The 15,427-nt window shown below is 65.4% G+C and carries 16 protein-coding genes; 12 read left to right on the top strand and 4 right to left on the bottom strand.

Going from position 1 to position 15,427, the window contains the following annotated elements; all coding sequences use genetic code 11:
* Positions 1-948, bottom strand: coding sequence for a signal recognition particle-docking protein FtsY (gene ftsY / locus JQ635_RS15290; RefSeq protein ID WP_211405264.1), 948 nt, complete (start codon positions 946-948; stop codon positions 1-3).
* A gap of 57 nt (positions 949-1,005) precedes the next feature.
* On the opposite strand from ftsY, the gene JQ635_RS15285 reads away from it, so the two are divergent.
* Positions 1,006-1,707 carry an RluA family pseudouridine synthase gene (locus tag JQ635_RS15285; protein ID WP_211410670.1) on the top strand — a complete coding sequence of 234 codons (702 nt, stop codon included), beginning with the start codon at positions 1,006-1,008 and terminating at the stop codon, positions 1,705-1,707.
* 133 nt (positions 1,708-1,840) lie between these two features.
* Positions 1,841-2,950, top strand: coding sequence for a DUF2336 domain-containing protein (locus JQ635_RS15280; RefSeq protein ID WP_211410669.1), 1,110 nt, complete (start codon positions 1,841-1,843; stop codon positions 2,948-2,950).
* Between the two features lie 172 nt (positions 2,951-3,122).
* On the opposite strand, the gene mtaB is transcribed toward JQ635_RS15280, so the two are convergent.
* Entirely contained in the window at positions 3,123-4,376 is a 1,254-nt protein-coding gene (gene mtaB / locus JQ635_RS15275; protein WP_211410668.1) for a tRNA (N(6)-L-threonylcarbamoyladenosine(37)-C(2))-methylthiotransferase MtaB, read from the bottom strand.
* Entirely contained in the window at positions 4,376-5,251 is an 876-nt protein-coding gene (gene dapF, locus JQ635_RS15270; RefSeq protein WP_211410667.1) for a diaminopimelate epimerase, read from the bottom strand. Before dapF ends, mtaB begins: the two co-directional genes overlap by 1 nt.
* A gap of 234 nt (positions 5,252-5,485) precedes the next feature.
* On the opposite strand from dapF, the gene JQ635_RS15265 reads away from it, so the two are divergent.
* Together JQ635_RS15265 and JQ635_RS15260 are read left to right on the top strand one after the other, a co-directional pair.
* The gene (locus JQ635_RS15265) at positions 5,486-6,262 is read left to right on the top strand and encodes a GyrI-like domain-containing protein (RefSeq protein ID WP_211410666.1); all 777 of its coding nucleotides are present in this window, start codon (positions 5,486-5,488) and stop codon (positions 6,260-6,262) included.
* Positions 6,263-6,267: 5 nt separating this feature from the next.
* Positions 6,268-6,966 carry an SIMPL domain-containing protein gene (locus JQ635_RS15260; RefSeq protein WP_211410665.1) on the top strand — a complete coding sequence of 233 codons (699 nt, stop codon included), beginning with the start codon at positions 6,268-6,270 and terminating at the stop codon, positions 6,964-6,966.
* A 221-nt stretch (positions 6,967-7,187) separates the two neighbouring features.
* Here JQ635_RS15260 and JQ635_RS15255 read toward each other — a convergent pair whose 3' ends face one another.
* Entirely contained in the window at positions 7,188-8,252 is a 1,065-nt protein-coding gene (locus tag JQ635_RS15255; RefSeq protein WP_211410664.1) for an MBL fold metallo-hydrolase, read from the bottom strand.
* Positions 8,253-8,688: 436 nt separating this feature from the next.
* On the opposite strand from JQ635_RS15255, the gene ffh reads away from it, so the two are divergent.
* From ffh to JQ635_RS15215, 8 genes are all read left to right on the top strand, one after another.
* Positions 8,689-10,236 carry a signal recognition particle protein gene (gene ffh, locus JQ635_RS15250; protein WP_211410663.1) on the top strand — a complete coding sequence of 516 codons (1,548 nt, stop codon included), beginning with the start codon at positions 8,689-8,691 and terminating at the stop codon, positions 10,234-10,236.
* A 100-nt stretch (positions 10,237-10,336) separates the two neighbouring features.
* Positions 10,337-10,669, top strand: coding sequence for a 30S ribosomal protein S16 (gene rpsP / locus JQ635_RS15245; RefSeq protein WP_211410662.1), 333 nt, complete (start codon positions 10,337-10,339; stop codon positions 10,667-10,669).
* Between the two features lie 9 nt (positions 10,670-10,678).
* Positions 10,679-11,203, top strand: a complete 525-nt coding sequence (rimM, locus tag JQ635_RS15240; protein WP_211410661.1) for a ribosome maturation factor RimM — start codon at positions 10,679-10,681, stop codon at positions 11,201-11,203.
* A gap of 101 nt (positions 11,204-11,304) precedes the next feature.
* Positions 11,305-11,940 carry a DUF4304 domain-containing protein gene (locus JQ635_RS15235; protein ID WP_211410660.1) on the top strand — a complete coding sequence of 212 codons (636 nt, stop codon included), beginning with the start codon at positions 11,305-11,307 and terminating at the stop codon, positions 11,938-11,940.
* A gap of 88 nt (positions 11,941-12,028) precedes the next feature.
* Positions 12,029-12,796 (top strand): tRNA (guanosine(37)-N1)-methyltransferase TrmD, encoded by a 768-nt coding sequence (trmD, locus tag JQ635_RS15230; RefSeq protein ID WP_211410659.1) that lies wholly within the window; start codon positions 12,029-12,031, stop codon positions 12,794-12,796.
* Positions 12,797-12,906: 110 nt separating this feature from the next.
* On the top strand, positions 12,907-13,287 hold the full coding sequence (gene rplS, locus JQ635_RS15225) for a 50S ribosomal protein L19 (RefSeq protein ID WP_011083318.1): 381 nt from the start codon (positions 12,907-12,909) through the stop codon (positions 13,285-13,287).
* 400 nt (positions 13,288-13,687) lie between these two features.
* Positions 13,688-15,094: a 3-isopropylmalate dehydratase large subunit gene (leuC, locus tag JQ635_RS15220; protein WP_211410658.1), complete on the top strand. Its 1,407-nt coding sequence runs from the start codon at positions 13,688-13,690 to the stop codon at positions 15,092-15,094.
* 94 nt (positions 15,095-15,188) lie between these two features.
* Positions 15,189-15,398: a hypothetical protein gene (locus tag JQ635_RS15215; RefSeq protein WP_211410657.1), complete on the top strand. Its 210-nt coding sequence runs from the start codon at positions 15,189-15,191 to the stop codon at positions 15,396-15,398.
* Positions 15,399-15,427 lie beyond the last annotated feature (29 nt).

Genomic DNA, 15,427 nt, shown 5'->3' with positions numbered 1-15,427 from the left:
TCAGCTTTCGATTCCGGCGATGGCGCGGGCGAAATCGCGCGCGGTGAACGGCGCGAGATCGTCGACGCCTTCGCCGACGCCGATGAAATGCACCGGCAGTTTGAATTTCTCCGCGAGCGCCACCAAAATGCCGCCGCGCGCGGTGCCGTCGAGCTTGGTCATCACGAGGCCGGTGACCCCGGCGGTGCGATGGAAGGCCTCGACCTGCGACAGCGCGTTCTGGCCGACAGTAGCATCCAGCACCAGCAACACGGCATGCGGCGCAGTGTCATCCACCTTGCGGATCACGCGCACGACCTTTTCGAGCTCGTTCATCAGCTCGGCCTTGTTCTGCAGGCGGCCGGCGGTGTCGATCAGGAGCACGTCGATGTTCTGCTCCTTCGCCGCGGTGAGGGCGTTGAAGGCGAGGCTCGCCGAATCCGAGCCCTGCGCGCCGGCGATGACGGGCGTCTTGGTGCGCTCGCCCCAGACCTTGAGCTGCTCGATCGCGGCGGCGCGAAACGTGTCGCCGGCGGCGAGCATCACCTTGCGGCCTTCGGATGCGAATTTTTGCGATAGCTTCCCGATGGTGGTGGTCTTGCCGGAGCCGTTGACGCCGACCACGAGGATCACGAACGGCTTCCTGGCCGCATCGATCTCGAGCGGCTTTGCCACCGGCGACAGCACCTTCTCGACTTCGGTGGCGACGACGTCCTTGACCTCGTCCGCCGAGATCGCCTTGTCGTAGCGGCCTGCGCCGACGGCATCGGCGATCCGCACCGCGACTGACGTGCCGAGGTCGGCGCGCAAGAGCACGTCCTCGATGTCGTCGAGCATGGCGCGGTCGAGCTTGCGCTTGGTGACGAGGTCGGCGACCGCGGTCCCGAGCGAGGACGAGGTGCGCTTCAGCCCGTTGGACAGGCGGCGCCACCAGCTCAGCTTGGGGGTCTCGGAGGTGGTATCGTTCATGGTGGCGTGTTAGCCGTTCCGGCTCGCAAACGAAAGCCTTGACCGAAAGTCTTGCAATTGCTCGATGTTCCCCAATTGACCGCCGATGAAATCCTGGCCCGCGTGCTTCATCGCGACGGACTGATGCTGGTCATCGACAAGCCGGCCGGCCTGCCGGTGCATCGCGGCCCCAAGGGCGGCCCCAATCTCGAGGATTCCTTCGACGCGCTCCGCTTCGGCCTGCCGCGGCCGCCTGTGCTCGCCCACCGGCTGGACAAGGACACCTCCGGTTGTCTCGTGCTCGGACGCCATCGCAAGGCGACCGCCTCGCTGGGCCTGCTGTTCAAGCACGGCAAGATCGGCAAGACCTACTGGACCGTGGTCGAGGGCGGCCCTGCCGAGGACGAAGGCACGATCGACATGCCGCTCGGCCGGCTCAATGCCGAACGCGGCTGGTGGCAGAAGCCCGATCCGGAAGGCCAGAAGGCGATCACCAACTGGAAGGTGATGGGCCGGGGCGACGGTTTCACCTGGCTCGCCATGGAACCAGTGACCGGGCGGACCCATCAATTGCGGGTGCATTCGTCCGCGAGCGGATGGCCAATCTTCGGCGATAACATTTACGGCAACGGCCCGCGCTTCGGCGAGCCGAAGCTGCATCTGCATTCCCGCGAGATCGTGGTGCCAATCTCCCGGAACAAGGAGCCGGTCCGCGTGGTGGCCCCCGCCCCGCCCCACATGCACGAAAAGCTCCGTGCCTGCGGCTGGAACGGGGAATAAAGCCCGCGCGACAGCGGCTCGCCAAAGCGAGCCGCTCCCGTGCATGGTTTACGAAACGTTCAGTGCTCGCCTCTAATGATAACGGTTGCTTAGAACAAGCTTCCGTCAATCCGCTCAGGACGAGCCGCGCGTCATGCCCAAGGCCGAGCTATCGATCATCGACGAGGTCGAATCCGCACTTCGGATAGGCTCGCCGGAAAAGGGCCTGGAAACGGCGCGGCGCGTCACCGACCTGTTCCTGGCCTCTGCCGGCAGTTTTGACGACGAGCAGATCGCGCTGTTCGACGAGGTGCTCGAGCGCCTGATCAGCACCATCGAGCTGCGCGCGATTGCCGATATGGCAGCGCGCGTCGCGCTGGCAGAGATCAGCGCGCAGCTGGCGCCGATCGCGCAGGCGCCGCCCTCGGTAATCCGCCGGCTCGCCAACAATGACGAGATCCGCATCGCCGGCCCCGTGCTGCAGGAATCCGCGCGTCTCGACGACGGCGAACTGGTGAAGATCGCCTCCAGCAAGGGCGAGCCGCACCTGCTCGCGGTCGCCGGCCGCTGGTGGCTGAAGGAGATCGTCACCGACGCGCTGCTGGCGCGCCGCTATCCCAGCGTCAGCCGGCGCCTCGCCGCCAATCCCGGCGCGCGCGTCTCCGGAGGTGGATTTGCGCTCATCGTCGGGCAGGCCGAAAGCGATCCCGAGCTTGCCGTGAGCGTCGGCGTCCGTGTCGATTTGCCGTCGGAGCTGCGCCGCCGGCTGCTTCGTTCGGCAACAGACGCGGTGCGCACCCGCCTGTTGTCGCGCGCGCCGCCGCATCTGTTCGAGGAGATCCAGAGCGCGATCGCCGCGGTCACCGTTGGCGTCGAGCGCGAGATGTCGGGCGTTCGCGATTTCGAAGGCGCCAAGCGCGCCATCGCCCATCTCAAGGCCACCGACCAGCTCAACGAGGCAACGCTGCTCGGCTTTGCCAGACAGCGTCGCTATGAGGAGACCGCCGCGGCCCTGGCGGCGTTGTCCGGATCGACCGTCGAGGTGATTCGCCCGCTGATGCAGAGCCTGCGCGAGGACGGCCTGCTGGTGCCGTGCAAGGCGGCCCAGCTCGGCTGGGAAACGACAGTTGCTGTGCTCGAAAGCCGTTTTGCGACAGGCGCGATGAAGCCAGCGGATCTTGCCAAGGCGCAGGGGCATTACGCGCGTATGACGGCGGAGAACGCAAGGCGCACGCTGCGGTTCTGGCAGGTCAGGGCGTCATAGGGTCTTCCCCTCTCCCCTTGTGGGAGAGGGTGGCTCGCCGCGATAGCGGCGAGACGGGTGAGGGGTCTCTCTCCGCGAGTCCACACTCCAGTTTGAGTACGCGGAAGCAACCCCTCATCCGGCGCTTCGCGCCACCTTCTCCCACAAGGGGAGAAGGGAAGAGAGCAGCGGTTTACACGGTCAGCCGCTCGCCATCGCTGCCGGCGATCATCAGCGACACAACACTGCCCACCCGTTCGCCCGCAATCGCCACCGGCAGATAGTGCTCCGTGCGGCCCTGCCCCTCGCTCTCGATCAGCACCTCACGTGTCGCACCGATCTCCGCTTGCAGCCGTCGTCGCAGCGCCGCTTCTCCGGCTGCGCGCAATCGCCTCGCACGCTCCTTGATCTCCGGGCCCGCGACCTGCGGCATCCGCGCGGCGGGCGTGCCGGGGCGCGGGGAGTAGGGGAAGACGTGCAGGAAGGTCAGCCCGCATTCCTCGACCAGATCGAGCGAGCGCGTGAACATCTCCTCGGTCTCGGTCGGGAAGCCCGCGATGATGTCGGCGCCGAAGGCGACATCGGGACGCAGGCGGCGGACCTGGTCGCAGAAGGCGATCGCATCCTGCCGCGCATGCCGCCGCTTCATGCGCTTCAGAATCATGTCGTCGCCGGATTGCAGCGACAGGTGCAGATGCGGCATCAGCCGCGCGTCGTCGGCGATGGCATCTAACAGGTCGCTGTCGGCCTCGATCGAATCGATCGAGGAGATGCGCAGGCGCTTCAGCTCCGGCACATGCCGCAGGATCTGCTTCGTCAGCATGCCGAGCTTGGGCGCGCCCGGCAGGTCGGCGCCATAGCTGGTGAGATCGACGCCGGTCAGCACGATCTCGGCATGGCCGCGCGCCACGAGCGCGCGCACCTGCTCGACCACCGCGCCCATCGGCACCGAGCGCGAATTGCCGCGGCCGAACGGGATGATGCAGAAGGTGCAGCGATGATCGCAGCCGTTCTGCACCTGCACGAACACGCGTGGCAGGCCGCTGGCAAAGCCGTCGATCAGATGCGGCGCCATCTCCTTCACGGCCATGATGTCGCTGACGGCGATCTTTTCGCCGGCGCCCAGATCAAACGCCGCGCGGGCCTCGCGCCAGGCATCGCCGCGCATCTTGTCGTCATTGCCGACGACGCGATCGACCTCAGCCATGTCGGCGAACATCGCGCTTTGCGTCTGCGCCGCGCAGCCGGTGACGACGATGCGCGCCTCGGGACGCTCGCGCTTCAGCTTGCGGATCGACTGACGCGCCTGCGCGACCGCCTCGTTGGTGACGGCACAACTGTTGATGACGATGGTGTCGACGAGTCCTGCGCCTTCCGCCTTGCCGCGGATCACCTCGGCCTCGAAGGCGTTGAGGCGGCAGCCGAAGGTGACGATGTCGACGGCCATTAGCCGACCGGCGCGAACAGCGCCGGATCGAAATTGCCCTCAAATTCGAAGGTCGCCGTGCCCGTCATCAGCACATGGTCGTCGCGCTCGCGCCATTCGATGCCGAGCTTGCCGCCGGGCAGCGTGATCCCGACCTTGCGCTCGGCGCGCTTCAGCCGCGCGGCCGCAACCGCCGTCGCACACGCCGCCGAGCCGCACGCCCGGGTCAGCCCCGCGCCGCGTTCCCAGGTACGGATGGTGATGTGCTCGCGATCGACGATATGGGCGAGCGTGATGTTGGCGCGCTCGGGGAAGATCGGATGATTTTCGAGCAGCGGACCGAAGCGGCCGAGATCGTAGGCGTTGACGTCGTCGACCCAGAACACCGCGTGCGGATTGCCCATGCTCACCGCGGACGGCGAATGCAGGATCGGATTGTCGATCGGCCCGATCTGCAACTCGATGTAGCGGGTGTCGCGAAACTCTTCCGCCAGCGGAATGTCCTGCCAGCCGAATTTTGGCGCACCCATGTCCACCGTGTAGAGATCCGGCGCGGGGCCCTGCCAGGCATTGAGCAGGCCGGCGGCGGTCTCGAAGGTCGCCGTGCTCTGTCCGGTCTTCTCGAAGATGCGGCGGACCACGCAGCGCATGCCGTTGCCGCAGGCGCCGGCTTCGGAGCCGTCGCTGTTGTAGATGCTGATGAAGGCCTCGGTGCCGTCGAGCCGCGGCTTCTGCAGCACCATGAGCTGGTCGTAGGGCACGCCGCCCTGCGCGGACGCCACGGCGCGGGCGTCGTCCGGCGTCACCCGGCCTGCGGAATCGCGCATGTCGACAACGACGATCTCGTTGCCGATGCCGTTCATCTTGGCAAATGCGTGGTTGGCCAGCGCGCTCATGAAAATTCCCGAATTTCGCCTGCCTTATATGGTGATCCCAGGCCGCTTGGCCAGTGATTTGCCACTGCGAGCAGGACATCTGCCATGACGCATCTGTCATGGGACGAATTCGGCGCTCGCGTGTTAGAACGGCGCGGTTCGCGCGAACCGGGACGCGCGGCCGGGTTAAGGCCTTGGTGGGTAAGGTCTTGATGATTTAAGGCCCTGGCGAACCAGGGCCTTGGGGAGAATAAAATGAACACTTTTCGTCGTCTTGTTCTGGCCGCGCTGATCGCGGCAGCGGCCTTGTCGCTTGGACTATCAGGCGCTCTGGCGCAGTCCCCGAGTCCGGCGCCGGCTGCCTCGGCGAGCCCCTCTTCGACAAGTCCTGCGCCGTCGGCGTCGCCCTCCCCGGCCGCGAGCGCATCGCCCGCCCCCGTCGCAACGCCATCGCCGGCGGCCAGCGCCTCTCCCGCTCCTGCAGCCTCGCCATCACCCGCAGCCAGCGCCTCGCCCAGCCCGCAGGCCCCGCCGCCCGCCGCGGCCGCCACGCCCGCTCCGGTGCAGACCGCCGATCCCTTTGGCCTCGAGACCACGCTCGAGCCGAAGAAGGTGGTGATGGTCAAGGGCACCGCCAATTGGGATTCCGCCTTCGACACGCTGATCGACGCCTTCAAGGCGCTGAACACGCTGCTGGACAAGCAGGGCATCAAGCACGCCGGCAATTCGATGATCGTCTACACCTCGACGGATGACACCGGCTTCACCTTCCTCGCTGAGATCCCGGTCGAGCAGGACCCGAAGAACCTGCCCAAGGACATGAGCATCGGCAAATCGCCGGAGGGAAAGGCGCTGAAATTCGTCCATCGCGGCTCCTACGACAACATGGACAACACCTATGAGGCGATCACCAATCACCTCGACGACAAGAGGCTGGAAGCCAAGGACACCTTCATCGAGGAATACCTCACCGATCCCCTGAAGACGGCCGAGGACAAGCTCGTGATCAATGTATTCGTGCCGTTGAAGTGAGACTGATGAAAAAGCCTGCAATACTCGCCGCCGTCCTTGCCACCACGCTGCTGGCCGCCCCCGCGCGCGCCGACGATTTCCCTGCCGCGATCTCGGTGAGCGGCGAAGCCTCCGTGTCGGTGGCGCCTGATCTCGCGCAGATCGACGCGGGTGTCGCCAACGACGCCAAGACGGCGAAGGAGGCCTCCGATGCCAATAATGCCGCGATGGGCAAGGTGCTGCTGGCGCTGAAGGGCGCCGGCATCGCCGAGAAGGATTACCAGACCTCGCGGCTGTCGCTGCAGCCGCAATACGGCCAGAACAAATCCACCGGCGCCTCGCCCGTAACAGGCTTCCGCGCCTCCAACCGCGTCACCGTGAAGATCCGCGACGTGACCAAGGTGGCCGGTATCATCGACACGCTGGTTGCCGCCGGCGCCAACGACATCGGCAACATCTCGTTCGAGGTGACGCAGGCGTCAAAACTTCTCGACGATGCGCGCGAGCAGGCGGTGGCTGACTCGCGGCGCAAGGCCGAGATTTATGCGAAGGCGACCGGCGTGACGTTGGGTGCACCGCTCAGTGTGTCCGAGGGCGGCGCGCCTGTGCCACTGTTCAAGGCGAGGGGGGCCGCGCCGATGGCTGCACCCGCCGCGGTCGCGCCGGGCGAGGAAACGCTGTCGGTGACGGTGAATGTGAGCTGGGCGATCAAGCAGGGGCAGTAGGCTGCAAGGCGCTGCGGCCGGCAACCACAACTGTCGTCCCGGACAAGCGCGCCTCAAGCGCGCGCTGATCCGGGACCCATAGCCACAGGAAGTGGTTGTCGCGCGAAGTCAGCAGCTCCGAGCCTTCGCCAAACGTCGCCCTGTGGTTATGGGTCCCGGATCAGCGCTCACTTCGTTCGCTTGTCCGGGACGACGAGCTGTATGTTTTGGCGTGGCGAGAGCTAAATCTCCACCACCTGCCCGGGCTTCATCGCCACGAACCGCTCCTGCGGAATCTTCGCGGCATCGAGCGCTTCCACCAGCGCCTTGGCCGGCGCGTCGATCGCCTCATCCGTCAGCTGGAACGTGCCGTGGTGATGCCCGAGCGCTTGCTGCGCGCCGCAATCGGCCAGCGCCTTCACTGCGTCCTCCGGGTTCATGTGCTGGTCGCGCATGAACCAGCGTGGCTCGTAGGCGCCGATGGGGAGGATGGCGAGGCGCAGCTTCCCGTGCTTCTCGGCGACGCGGCGGAAATGCCGGCCGTCGCCATAGCCGGAATCGCAGACCACGTAGATCTTCCCGGCCGGCGTCTCCAGCACAAAGCTCGCCCACAGCGCCTTGTTGCGGTCGAACATGCCGCGTGCGGTCCAGTGCCGGGTCGGCACCAGATGCACCGCGACGCCTTCGCCGAGCTCGACGCGGTCGTGCCAGTCAAAAGCCTCGGCCCTGATCGACGAGTCGGTGCTGCGCATCGTCACGTCGTTGCCGAGCGGGGTGACCACGCGCGGGGCAAAATTCTTGGCGAGGCGCGACAGCGTCGCCATGTCCAGATGATCGTAGTGGCCGTGCGAGACCAGCACGACGTCGACCTTCGGCAGCTTCTCGAAGGCGATGCCGGGATCGTTGTGCCGCTTCGGCCCGGCGAAGCTGACGGGCGAGACCCGCGACGACCAGACCGGATCGACGAGGATGTTGAGGCCGCCAGCCTGGATCAGCCAGCTGGCGTGGCCGACAAAGGAGAGCCGCACCTTGTCGCCATCGACCCGCGCCGGCGGGATGTCGGCGTGCGGGCTCGGAACCCAATCGGGCCAGGCCGCCCGCTGCCGCTTGCCGCTGAACTGCCAGCGCAGGACCTCGCGAAGCGATTTTGGCGGCGCTCCATCCGGATCGAAGAAGGTCAGGCCGTCGAAATGGTCGGAGGCGGGTCCGTCGTAGGTTTTCATGCGAGACATCCAGAGGGAGGGGACACCGACCAGGGCACCGGCTCCGGCAAGCAGTCCGAAAAGGCGGCGGCGGGTGACCGGCACGGGCGGGCTTCTAGGGATGGTCGGGGTGGTAAGACATCACCGCCTATATGGGCGGGGTTGCCAGAAAAGGAACCCGTCGCCAAAAATGACATATTTTCAGAGCCTTACCTTACCAAAGGCGTCCCGGCACCCTAACTTTCCTTGACTTTTGAGCGGGAGCGGCGTTTAACCCCGCCACTTTCTCGGAAAGGCTTTCTTTTCGACCCGCCGACCGGCCCTGGAGGCCGGAGGTCAACGCCCGACAGCGCTATGCGCCCTCGGGCGCAAAGGTGTTTGGTTTTCTGCTCCCTCGCCCCGCTCTTGCGGGGAGAGGGTCGGGGTGAGGGGCTCTCTCCGCGCGTGGTGCGCGAAGATGGTCCCGTACCCCCTCACCCGCCGCGCAAGGGCGCGGCGACCTCTCCCCGCAGGCGGGGAGAGGTAAAGAAGGACAACGGCATTGTTCGACAATCTGTCGGAACGGCTTGGTGGCATTCTCGATCGTCTGACGGGGCGCGGTGCGCTGACCGAAAAGGACGTCGACGCCGCGATGCGCGAGGTGCGCCGCGCGCTGCTGGAAGCCGACGTTGCGCTCGAAGTGGTGCGCAGCTTCACCGAGCGCGTCCGCGAGCAGGCGATCGGCGCCACCGTCGTCAAGTCGGTCACGCCCGGCCAGATGGTGGTCAAGATCGTCCATGACGAGCTAATCAACACGCTCGGCGCCGAAGGCCAGACCATCGACGTCAACTCCGTGCCGCCGGTGCCGATCATGATGGTCGGCCTGCAAGGCTCCGGTAAAACCACCACCACCGCGAAGCTCGCCCGCCGCCTGGTCCAGCGCGACAAGCGCAAGGTGCTGATGGCCTCGCTCGACGTCTATCGCCCGGCGGCGATGGAGCAGCTGGCCGTGCTCGGCCGCGACCTCGACATCCCGACCCTGCCGATCGTGGCGGGCCAGCAGCCGCCGCAGATCGCAAAGCGCGCGCTGGAGGCCGGCAAGCTCGGCGGTTACGACATCGTACTGCTCGACACCGCCGGCCGCACCACGCTCGACGAAGAGATGATGGCGGAAGCAGCCGCGATCAAAGCTGCTGCGAACCCGCACGAAGTGCTGCTGGTCGCGGACAGCCTCACCGGCCAGGACGCGGTGAACCTCGCGCGCTCGTTCGACCAGCGCGTCGGCCTCACCGGCATCGTGCTGACACGAGTGGACGGCGACGGCCGCGGCGGCGCCGCGCTGTCGATGCGCGCGGTCACCGGCAAGCCGATCAAGCTGATCGGCACCGGTGAAAAGACCGATGCGCTGGAGGATTTCCACCCTGATCGTATCGCCGGCCGCATCCTCGGCATGGGCGACGTGGTCTCGCTGGTCGAACGCGCCGCCGCCAATATCGACGCCGAGAAGGCCGCGCGCACGGCCGAGCGCATGCGCAAGGGTCAGTTCGACCTCAACGACATGCGCGAACAGCTTTTGCAGATGTCCAACATGGGCGGCATCAGCGGATTGATGGGCATGATGCCCGGCATCTCCAAGATGAAGAACCAGATCGCCGCGGCCGGCATCGACGACAAGATTTTGAAGCGCCAGGTCGCGATCATCGATTCCATGACGCGCGACGAGCGCCGTCATCCGGACCTGCTCAAAGCGAGCCGCAAGAAGCGCATCGCCGCGGGCTCCGGCCAGAGCGTCGAGCACGTCAACAAGCTGCTCAAGATGCACCGGAACATGGCCGACGTGATGAAGGCCATGGGCTCGGGCAAGCGCGGCCCGCTCGCCGGCATCGCGCAGGCGATGGGCTTCGGCGGCGGCATGAAGATGCCTTCGCCGGAAGAGATGAAGGCGCTGCAGGAGAAGATGCAGAGCGGCGGCGGACAAGGCCTGCCGAATCTGCCGAAGGATCTGCCGCCCGGGCTTCGCAGCGGCCTGCCCAACCTTCCCGGACTGACCGGGCTGAGCGGCAAGCCGACGCTGCCGGGCCTCGGCGGTTTCCCGGGCAAGAAGAAATGAGGAATTCGTCGCACGGGATCTCAACCGATCTCGCGTGACGCGGAATACCAATCAACCGAACAAAACGTACTTTGCAAACCGTACTTCGAAGGAGAACTGAATGTCCGTCGTTATCCGCCTCGCCCGTGCAGGCACCAAGAAGCGTCCCGTCTATCACGTCGTCGTCGCCGATTCGCGTTTTCCCCGCGATGGCCGCTTCATCGAGCGTCTCGGCTATTTCAACCCGCTGCTGCCGAAGGACAACGAGACCCGCCTGAAGCTCGACATGGACAAGGTGAAGGCCTGGCTCGCCAAGGGCGCGCAGCCCTCGGACCGCGTGATGCGTTTCCTCGACGCCGCCGGCGTCAAGAAGCGCGAAGCGCGCAACAACCCCGAGAAGGCCGTGCCGCGCAAGGAGCGCAAGGCGCAGGCCGAAGCCGCCGCCAAGGGCTAAGGCTAGATCATGTCGGCGCTGGTCTGCGTCGCGCGGATCGGCGCCGCGCATGGTGTGCGCGGTGCGGTCAAACTATGGACCTTCACCGAGGATCCGTTTGCCGTCAGGCGCTACGGTCCGCTTCTCGCCAAGGACGGCAAGCGCCAGTTCGAGGTCGCGACGGCGCGCGAGGCGAAAGATCATCTGGTCGCGACGTTCAAGGGCGTCACGACCCGCGATGAGGCCGAGCGCCTCAACGGCATCGAACTCTACGTCGCGCGCGAAAAACTGCCCGCGACGGACGAGGACGAATATTACCACACCGATTTGATCGGGCTCGCCGCCGTTACCACGGATGGCGATGCGCTCGGCCGCGTGCTCGCGATCCATAATTTCGGCGCCGGCGACATCATCGAGATCGCACCGCTCAAGGGCGCGACGATGCTGCTGCCGTTCTCGAATGCGGTGGTGCCGGAGATCGATGTTGCGGGCGGTCGTGTGGTGATCGCGCTGCCGCAGGAGATCGAGGGCGAGGACGAGAAGTCATCGTCATAACTTCTGGTCTGAGTTCCTGCGCAGAGATCGTGCGCGAAGTGCGCATGAGATTCCTCAGTGCGCGGGCCAGCGGAACTGAGAGCAAAGGTTCGGAGAGACATGTGAGCGGACCGATGCCTCGCCTCGAATCTTCAATCAAGAATCACCTGAGTCCAACGCTCAGGAGCGACGGATTCGTCGGCTCCGGCCGCACTTTTCGTCGTGTCTCGGAAGATCTCATCCACGTCGTTCAGGTTCAAGGATCGCGGTTCGGCGGCAAGTTCGCCGTAAACCTCGGCATCCAGCCTCGGTCAATCCCGGATGTCGCTGGCAACTCACCTGATACAACGAAAATCAGAGACGAGCTCTGCGAGTTTCGGCGAAGGCTGTCCGATGCAAAAAGCGATCAATGGTGGGAGCACGAAGGGTCAATAGAGAGCATGGACGCGGCCGTTCGGGCGGCGGCATTGGTTTACGCGACAATTGGTCGAAATCTATTCTCTGAGGTGTCTGGACCAGAATCTCCGTTGCAAAAGGTCACACCTGCACAATTCGAGGCCGGCCAGTATAGCTTTTCGGGCTTCGGCTCCACGAAGGTTCGAATGGCGCGCTCATTGGCGCTCATGCGGCAATCGATGGGCAATCTGGTTGACGCCAACGCCTTCGCCCGGATTGCGCTGGCGAGTCTAGCAAATGCGTCCGCGCTACGTACGGAACTGGAAGAATTGTGTAGAGCAACGGAATCGAAGCAGACGTAACGAGACGCCGCGGCTGTGAAGATTGCCACTTGAATGCGGCCCCATGCCGGGTCTCGACCTGGCGTGCACGATGTCCTAACCAGCGATCATGACCAACTCCTCACCCTGGCGCGCGACGGTGCTGACGCTGTTTCCGGAGATGTTTCCGGGACCGCTCGGCGTGAGCCTCGCCGGCCGGGCGCTGGCCTCCGGGCTTTGGCAACTCGAGGCGCGGGACATCCGGGCCTCCGCCACCGATCGCCATCGCAGCGTTGATGACACGCCCGCCGGTGGCGGCCCGGGCATGGTGCTGCGGGCGGATGTTCTGGCGGCGGCGATCGATGCCGCCGAGATCGGCCAAGATCCGTCAAAAGAGCGGCCGCGCCTGCTGATGAGCCCAAGGGGTCGGCCATTGACCCAGGCCCGCGTCATGGAGCTCGCCCAGGGCCCGGGTCCCCTGATCGTCTGCGGGCGGTTCGAGGGGATCGACCAGCGGGTGATCGACGCGCGGGGCCTGGAGGAGGTCTCGATCGGCGATTACGTGCTGTCCGGGGGTGAAATCGCGGCCCTAGCCCTGATCGACGCCTGCGTCCGGCTGCTGCCGGGGGTGATGGGCAAGGAAGCCTCGGGAACCGAGGAAAGTTTTTCGGGCGGCCTGCTCGAATACCCCCAATACACCCGCCCGCAGCTGTTCGAGGGGGTCCCGATCCCGGAAATCCTGACCTCGGGCGACCACGCCAAGGTTGCTAGCTGGCGGCGGGCGCAATCCGAGGCCCTGACAGAGGCCCGGCGGCCTGATTTATGGGCCCAAATCCCGCCCAAGCCCCCGAATCGGCCCCGTCGCCAAAAAACGCCAAAAAACAAGACAGACGGGTGACAAACGCTCCGGCTTGCCTTATAGGAGCGGCCAAATCCGCAATGGCTGGATAGACGAATTTTGCGCAGCCCCCCGTTTCCAGGGCTGGGCGCGCCGATGGAGATTTACCCATGAACCTGATCAAGCAGCTCGAGCAAGAGCAATTCGACAAGCTGTCCGCCGGCAAGGACATCCCGGAATTCGGCCCCGGCGACACCGTGATCGTCAACGTGAAGGTGGTCGAAGGCGACCGCACCCGCGTGCAGGCCTATGAAGGCGTCTGCATCGGCCGCTCCGGCGGTGGCCTCAACGAGAGCTTCACCGTGCGCAAGATCTCGTACGGCGAGGGTGTGGAGCGCGTGTTCCCGGTGATGTCGCCGATGATCGACTCGATCAAGGTGGTGCGCCGCGGCAAGGTGCGTCGCGCCAAGCTCTATTACCTCCGCAACCTTCGCGGCAAGTCGGCCCGCATCGTCGAGAAGCAGGACCGTCAGGCCGCCGTCGGCGAGTAAGCTTCGCCACCAGGCAAGTTTTCAAAAGCGCGGGGCTCGGCTCCGCGCTTTTTTGTTTGGCCCCGCTGTCATTGCGAACGCAGCGAAGCAATCCAGACCGTCGTCGCGGATGCATCTCTGGATTGCTTCGCTGCGTTCGCAATGACGAGCTGAAACTCTCGCGCTTTTACCGCTGCGTGCTATATAGCTTCTAGAATGTTTCCAGATCTGACCAGCTTCTCACCCGTCCAGCGCATCGTCATCGACGATCGCTCGCGGCTGCCTGGCCGGTTCTTCGGACGCTTCGCGACCTCGGCAACGTCAGAGCTTACGCGCGCAGCCTAAAAGCTGCGCTGACGATTTTGTTGCCCGCGCGCGAGGCGCGCAATCCGCTTACACAACATTCCCGGAGCTCAAGCTCATGTCCAAGCCGACCACCCTGTACGACAAGATCTGGAACGACCATCTGGTGCACGAAGCCGACGACGGCACCTGCCTGCTCTATATCGACCGCCACCTGGTGCACGAGGTGACCTCGCCGCAGGCGTTCGAAGGCCTGCGCGCGACGGGCCGCAAGGTGCACGCGCCCGAGAAGACGCTCGCGGTCGTCGACCACAACGTGCCGACCACCGACCGCAGCAAGCCGAATCCCGACCCTGAGAGCATCGAGCAGATCAAGGCGCTGGCCGAGAACGCCAAGGAATTCGGCATCGAATATTACAACGAGTTCGACAAGCGCCAGGGCATCGTCCACGTCATCGGCCCCGAGCAGGGCTTTACGCTGCCCGGCACCACCATCGTCTGCGGTGACAGCCACACCTCGACGCATGGCGCGTTCGGCGCGCTCGCGCACGGCATCGGCACGTCCGAGGTCGAGCACGTGCTGGCGACGCAGACGCTGATCCAGAAGAAGGCCAAGAACATGCGCGTCACCGTCGACGGCAAATTGCCCGACGGCGTGACCGGCAAGGACATCATCCTGGCCATCATCGGCGAGATCGGCACCGCGGGCGGCACCGGCTACGTGCTGGAGTACGCCGGCGATGCGATCCGCGCGCTCTCGATGGAAGGCCGCATGACGGTCTGCAACATGTCGATCGAAGGCGGCGCCCGCGCTGGCCTCGTTGCGCCCGACCAGAAGGCCTACGACTTCCTGCGCGACCGTCCGAAGTCGCCGAAGGGCGCGGCCTGGGACGCGGCGATGCGCTATTGGGAGGGCTTGCGCTCCGACGAAGGCGCGCATTTCGACCACGAGCTGCGCCTCGATGCGGCAAAACTGCCGCCGATCGTGACCTGGGGCACGTCGCCCGAGGACGTCATCTCGGTCACCGGCATCGTGCCCGATCCCGACAAGATCGCGGACGAGGCCAAGCGCATCTCCAAGCATCGCGCGCTGAAATATATGGGCCTGACCGCGGGCACGAAGATCACCGACATCAAGCTCGACCGCGTCTTCATCGGCTCCTGCACCAACGGCCGCATCGAGGATCTGCGCGCGGCAGCGAAGATTGCGGAAGGCAAGCAGGTCGCAGGCAGCGTCAACGCCATGGTGGTGCCGGGCTCCGGCATCGTGAAGGAGCAGGCCGAGGCTGAAGGTCTCGACAAGATCTTCATCAAGGCCGGCTTCGAATGGCGCGAGCCGGGCTGCTCGATGTGCCTCGCCATGAACCCGGACAAGCTGAAGCCGGAAGAGCGCTGCGCCTCGACCTCGAACCGCAACTTCGAGGGCCGCCAGGGTTTCAAGGGCCGCACGCATCTGGTGTCGCCGGCAATGGCGGCGGCCGCAGCGATCGCGGGTCACTTCGTCGACGTCCGGGACTGGCGGTAAGCCAGTTCCTGCAATTGTAGCGATCGCGGCAAAGCGCCGTTAAGCGCCTACAACGACACTGCGTCCTCGCGACGGTTCGCGAGGACGCTAGGCCATGGCCAACAAGCCGGAATATGTCGATCTGATCAGCGAGGCGACGCGCCAGCACCGCCGGCGCGCCACGCCGCTTCGCATCGTCGCCAAGCCCGAGATCGAGGAGACCTCGAAGCTCAGCCGCTGGCCGCCGGCGATGTTCAAGCAGTGGAAGCTCGAGAACCTGATGCGGTGGAAGGCTTCGTCGTGGAAGCTGAAGGACTGGCTGTAATGACCGGATGAACAAAGGGCGCCGCTGAG

Origin of the sequence: Bradyrhizobium iriomotense (assembly GCF_018130765.1) — a bacterium.
GTDB lineage: Bacteria > Pseudomonadota > Alphaproteobacteria > Rhizobiales > Xanthobacteraceae > Bradyrhizobium > Bradyrhizobium iriomotense_A.
The sequence above is the reverse complement of the archived record's forward strand: the minus strand, read 5'-3'. Positions and strand labels throughout refer to the sequence as shown.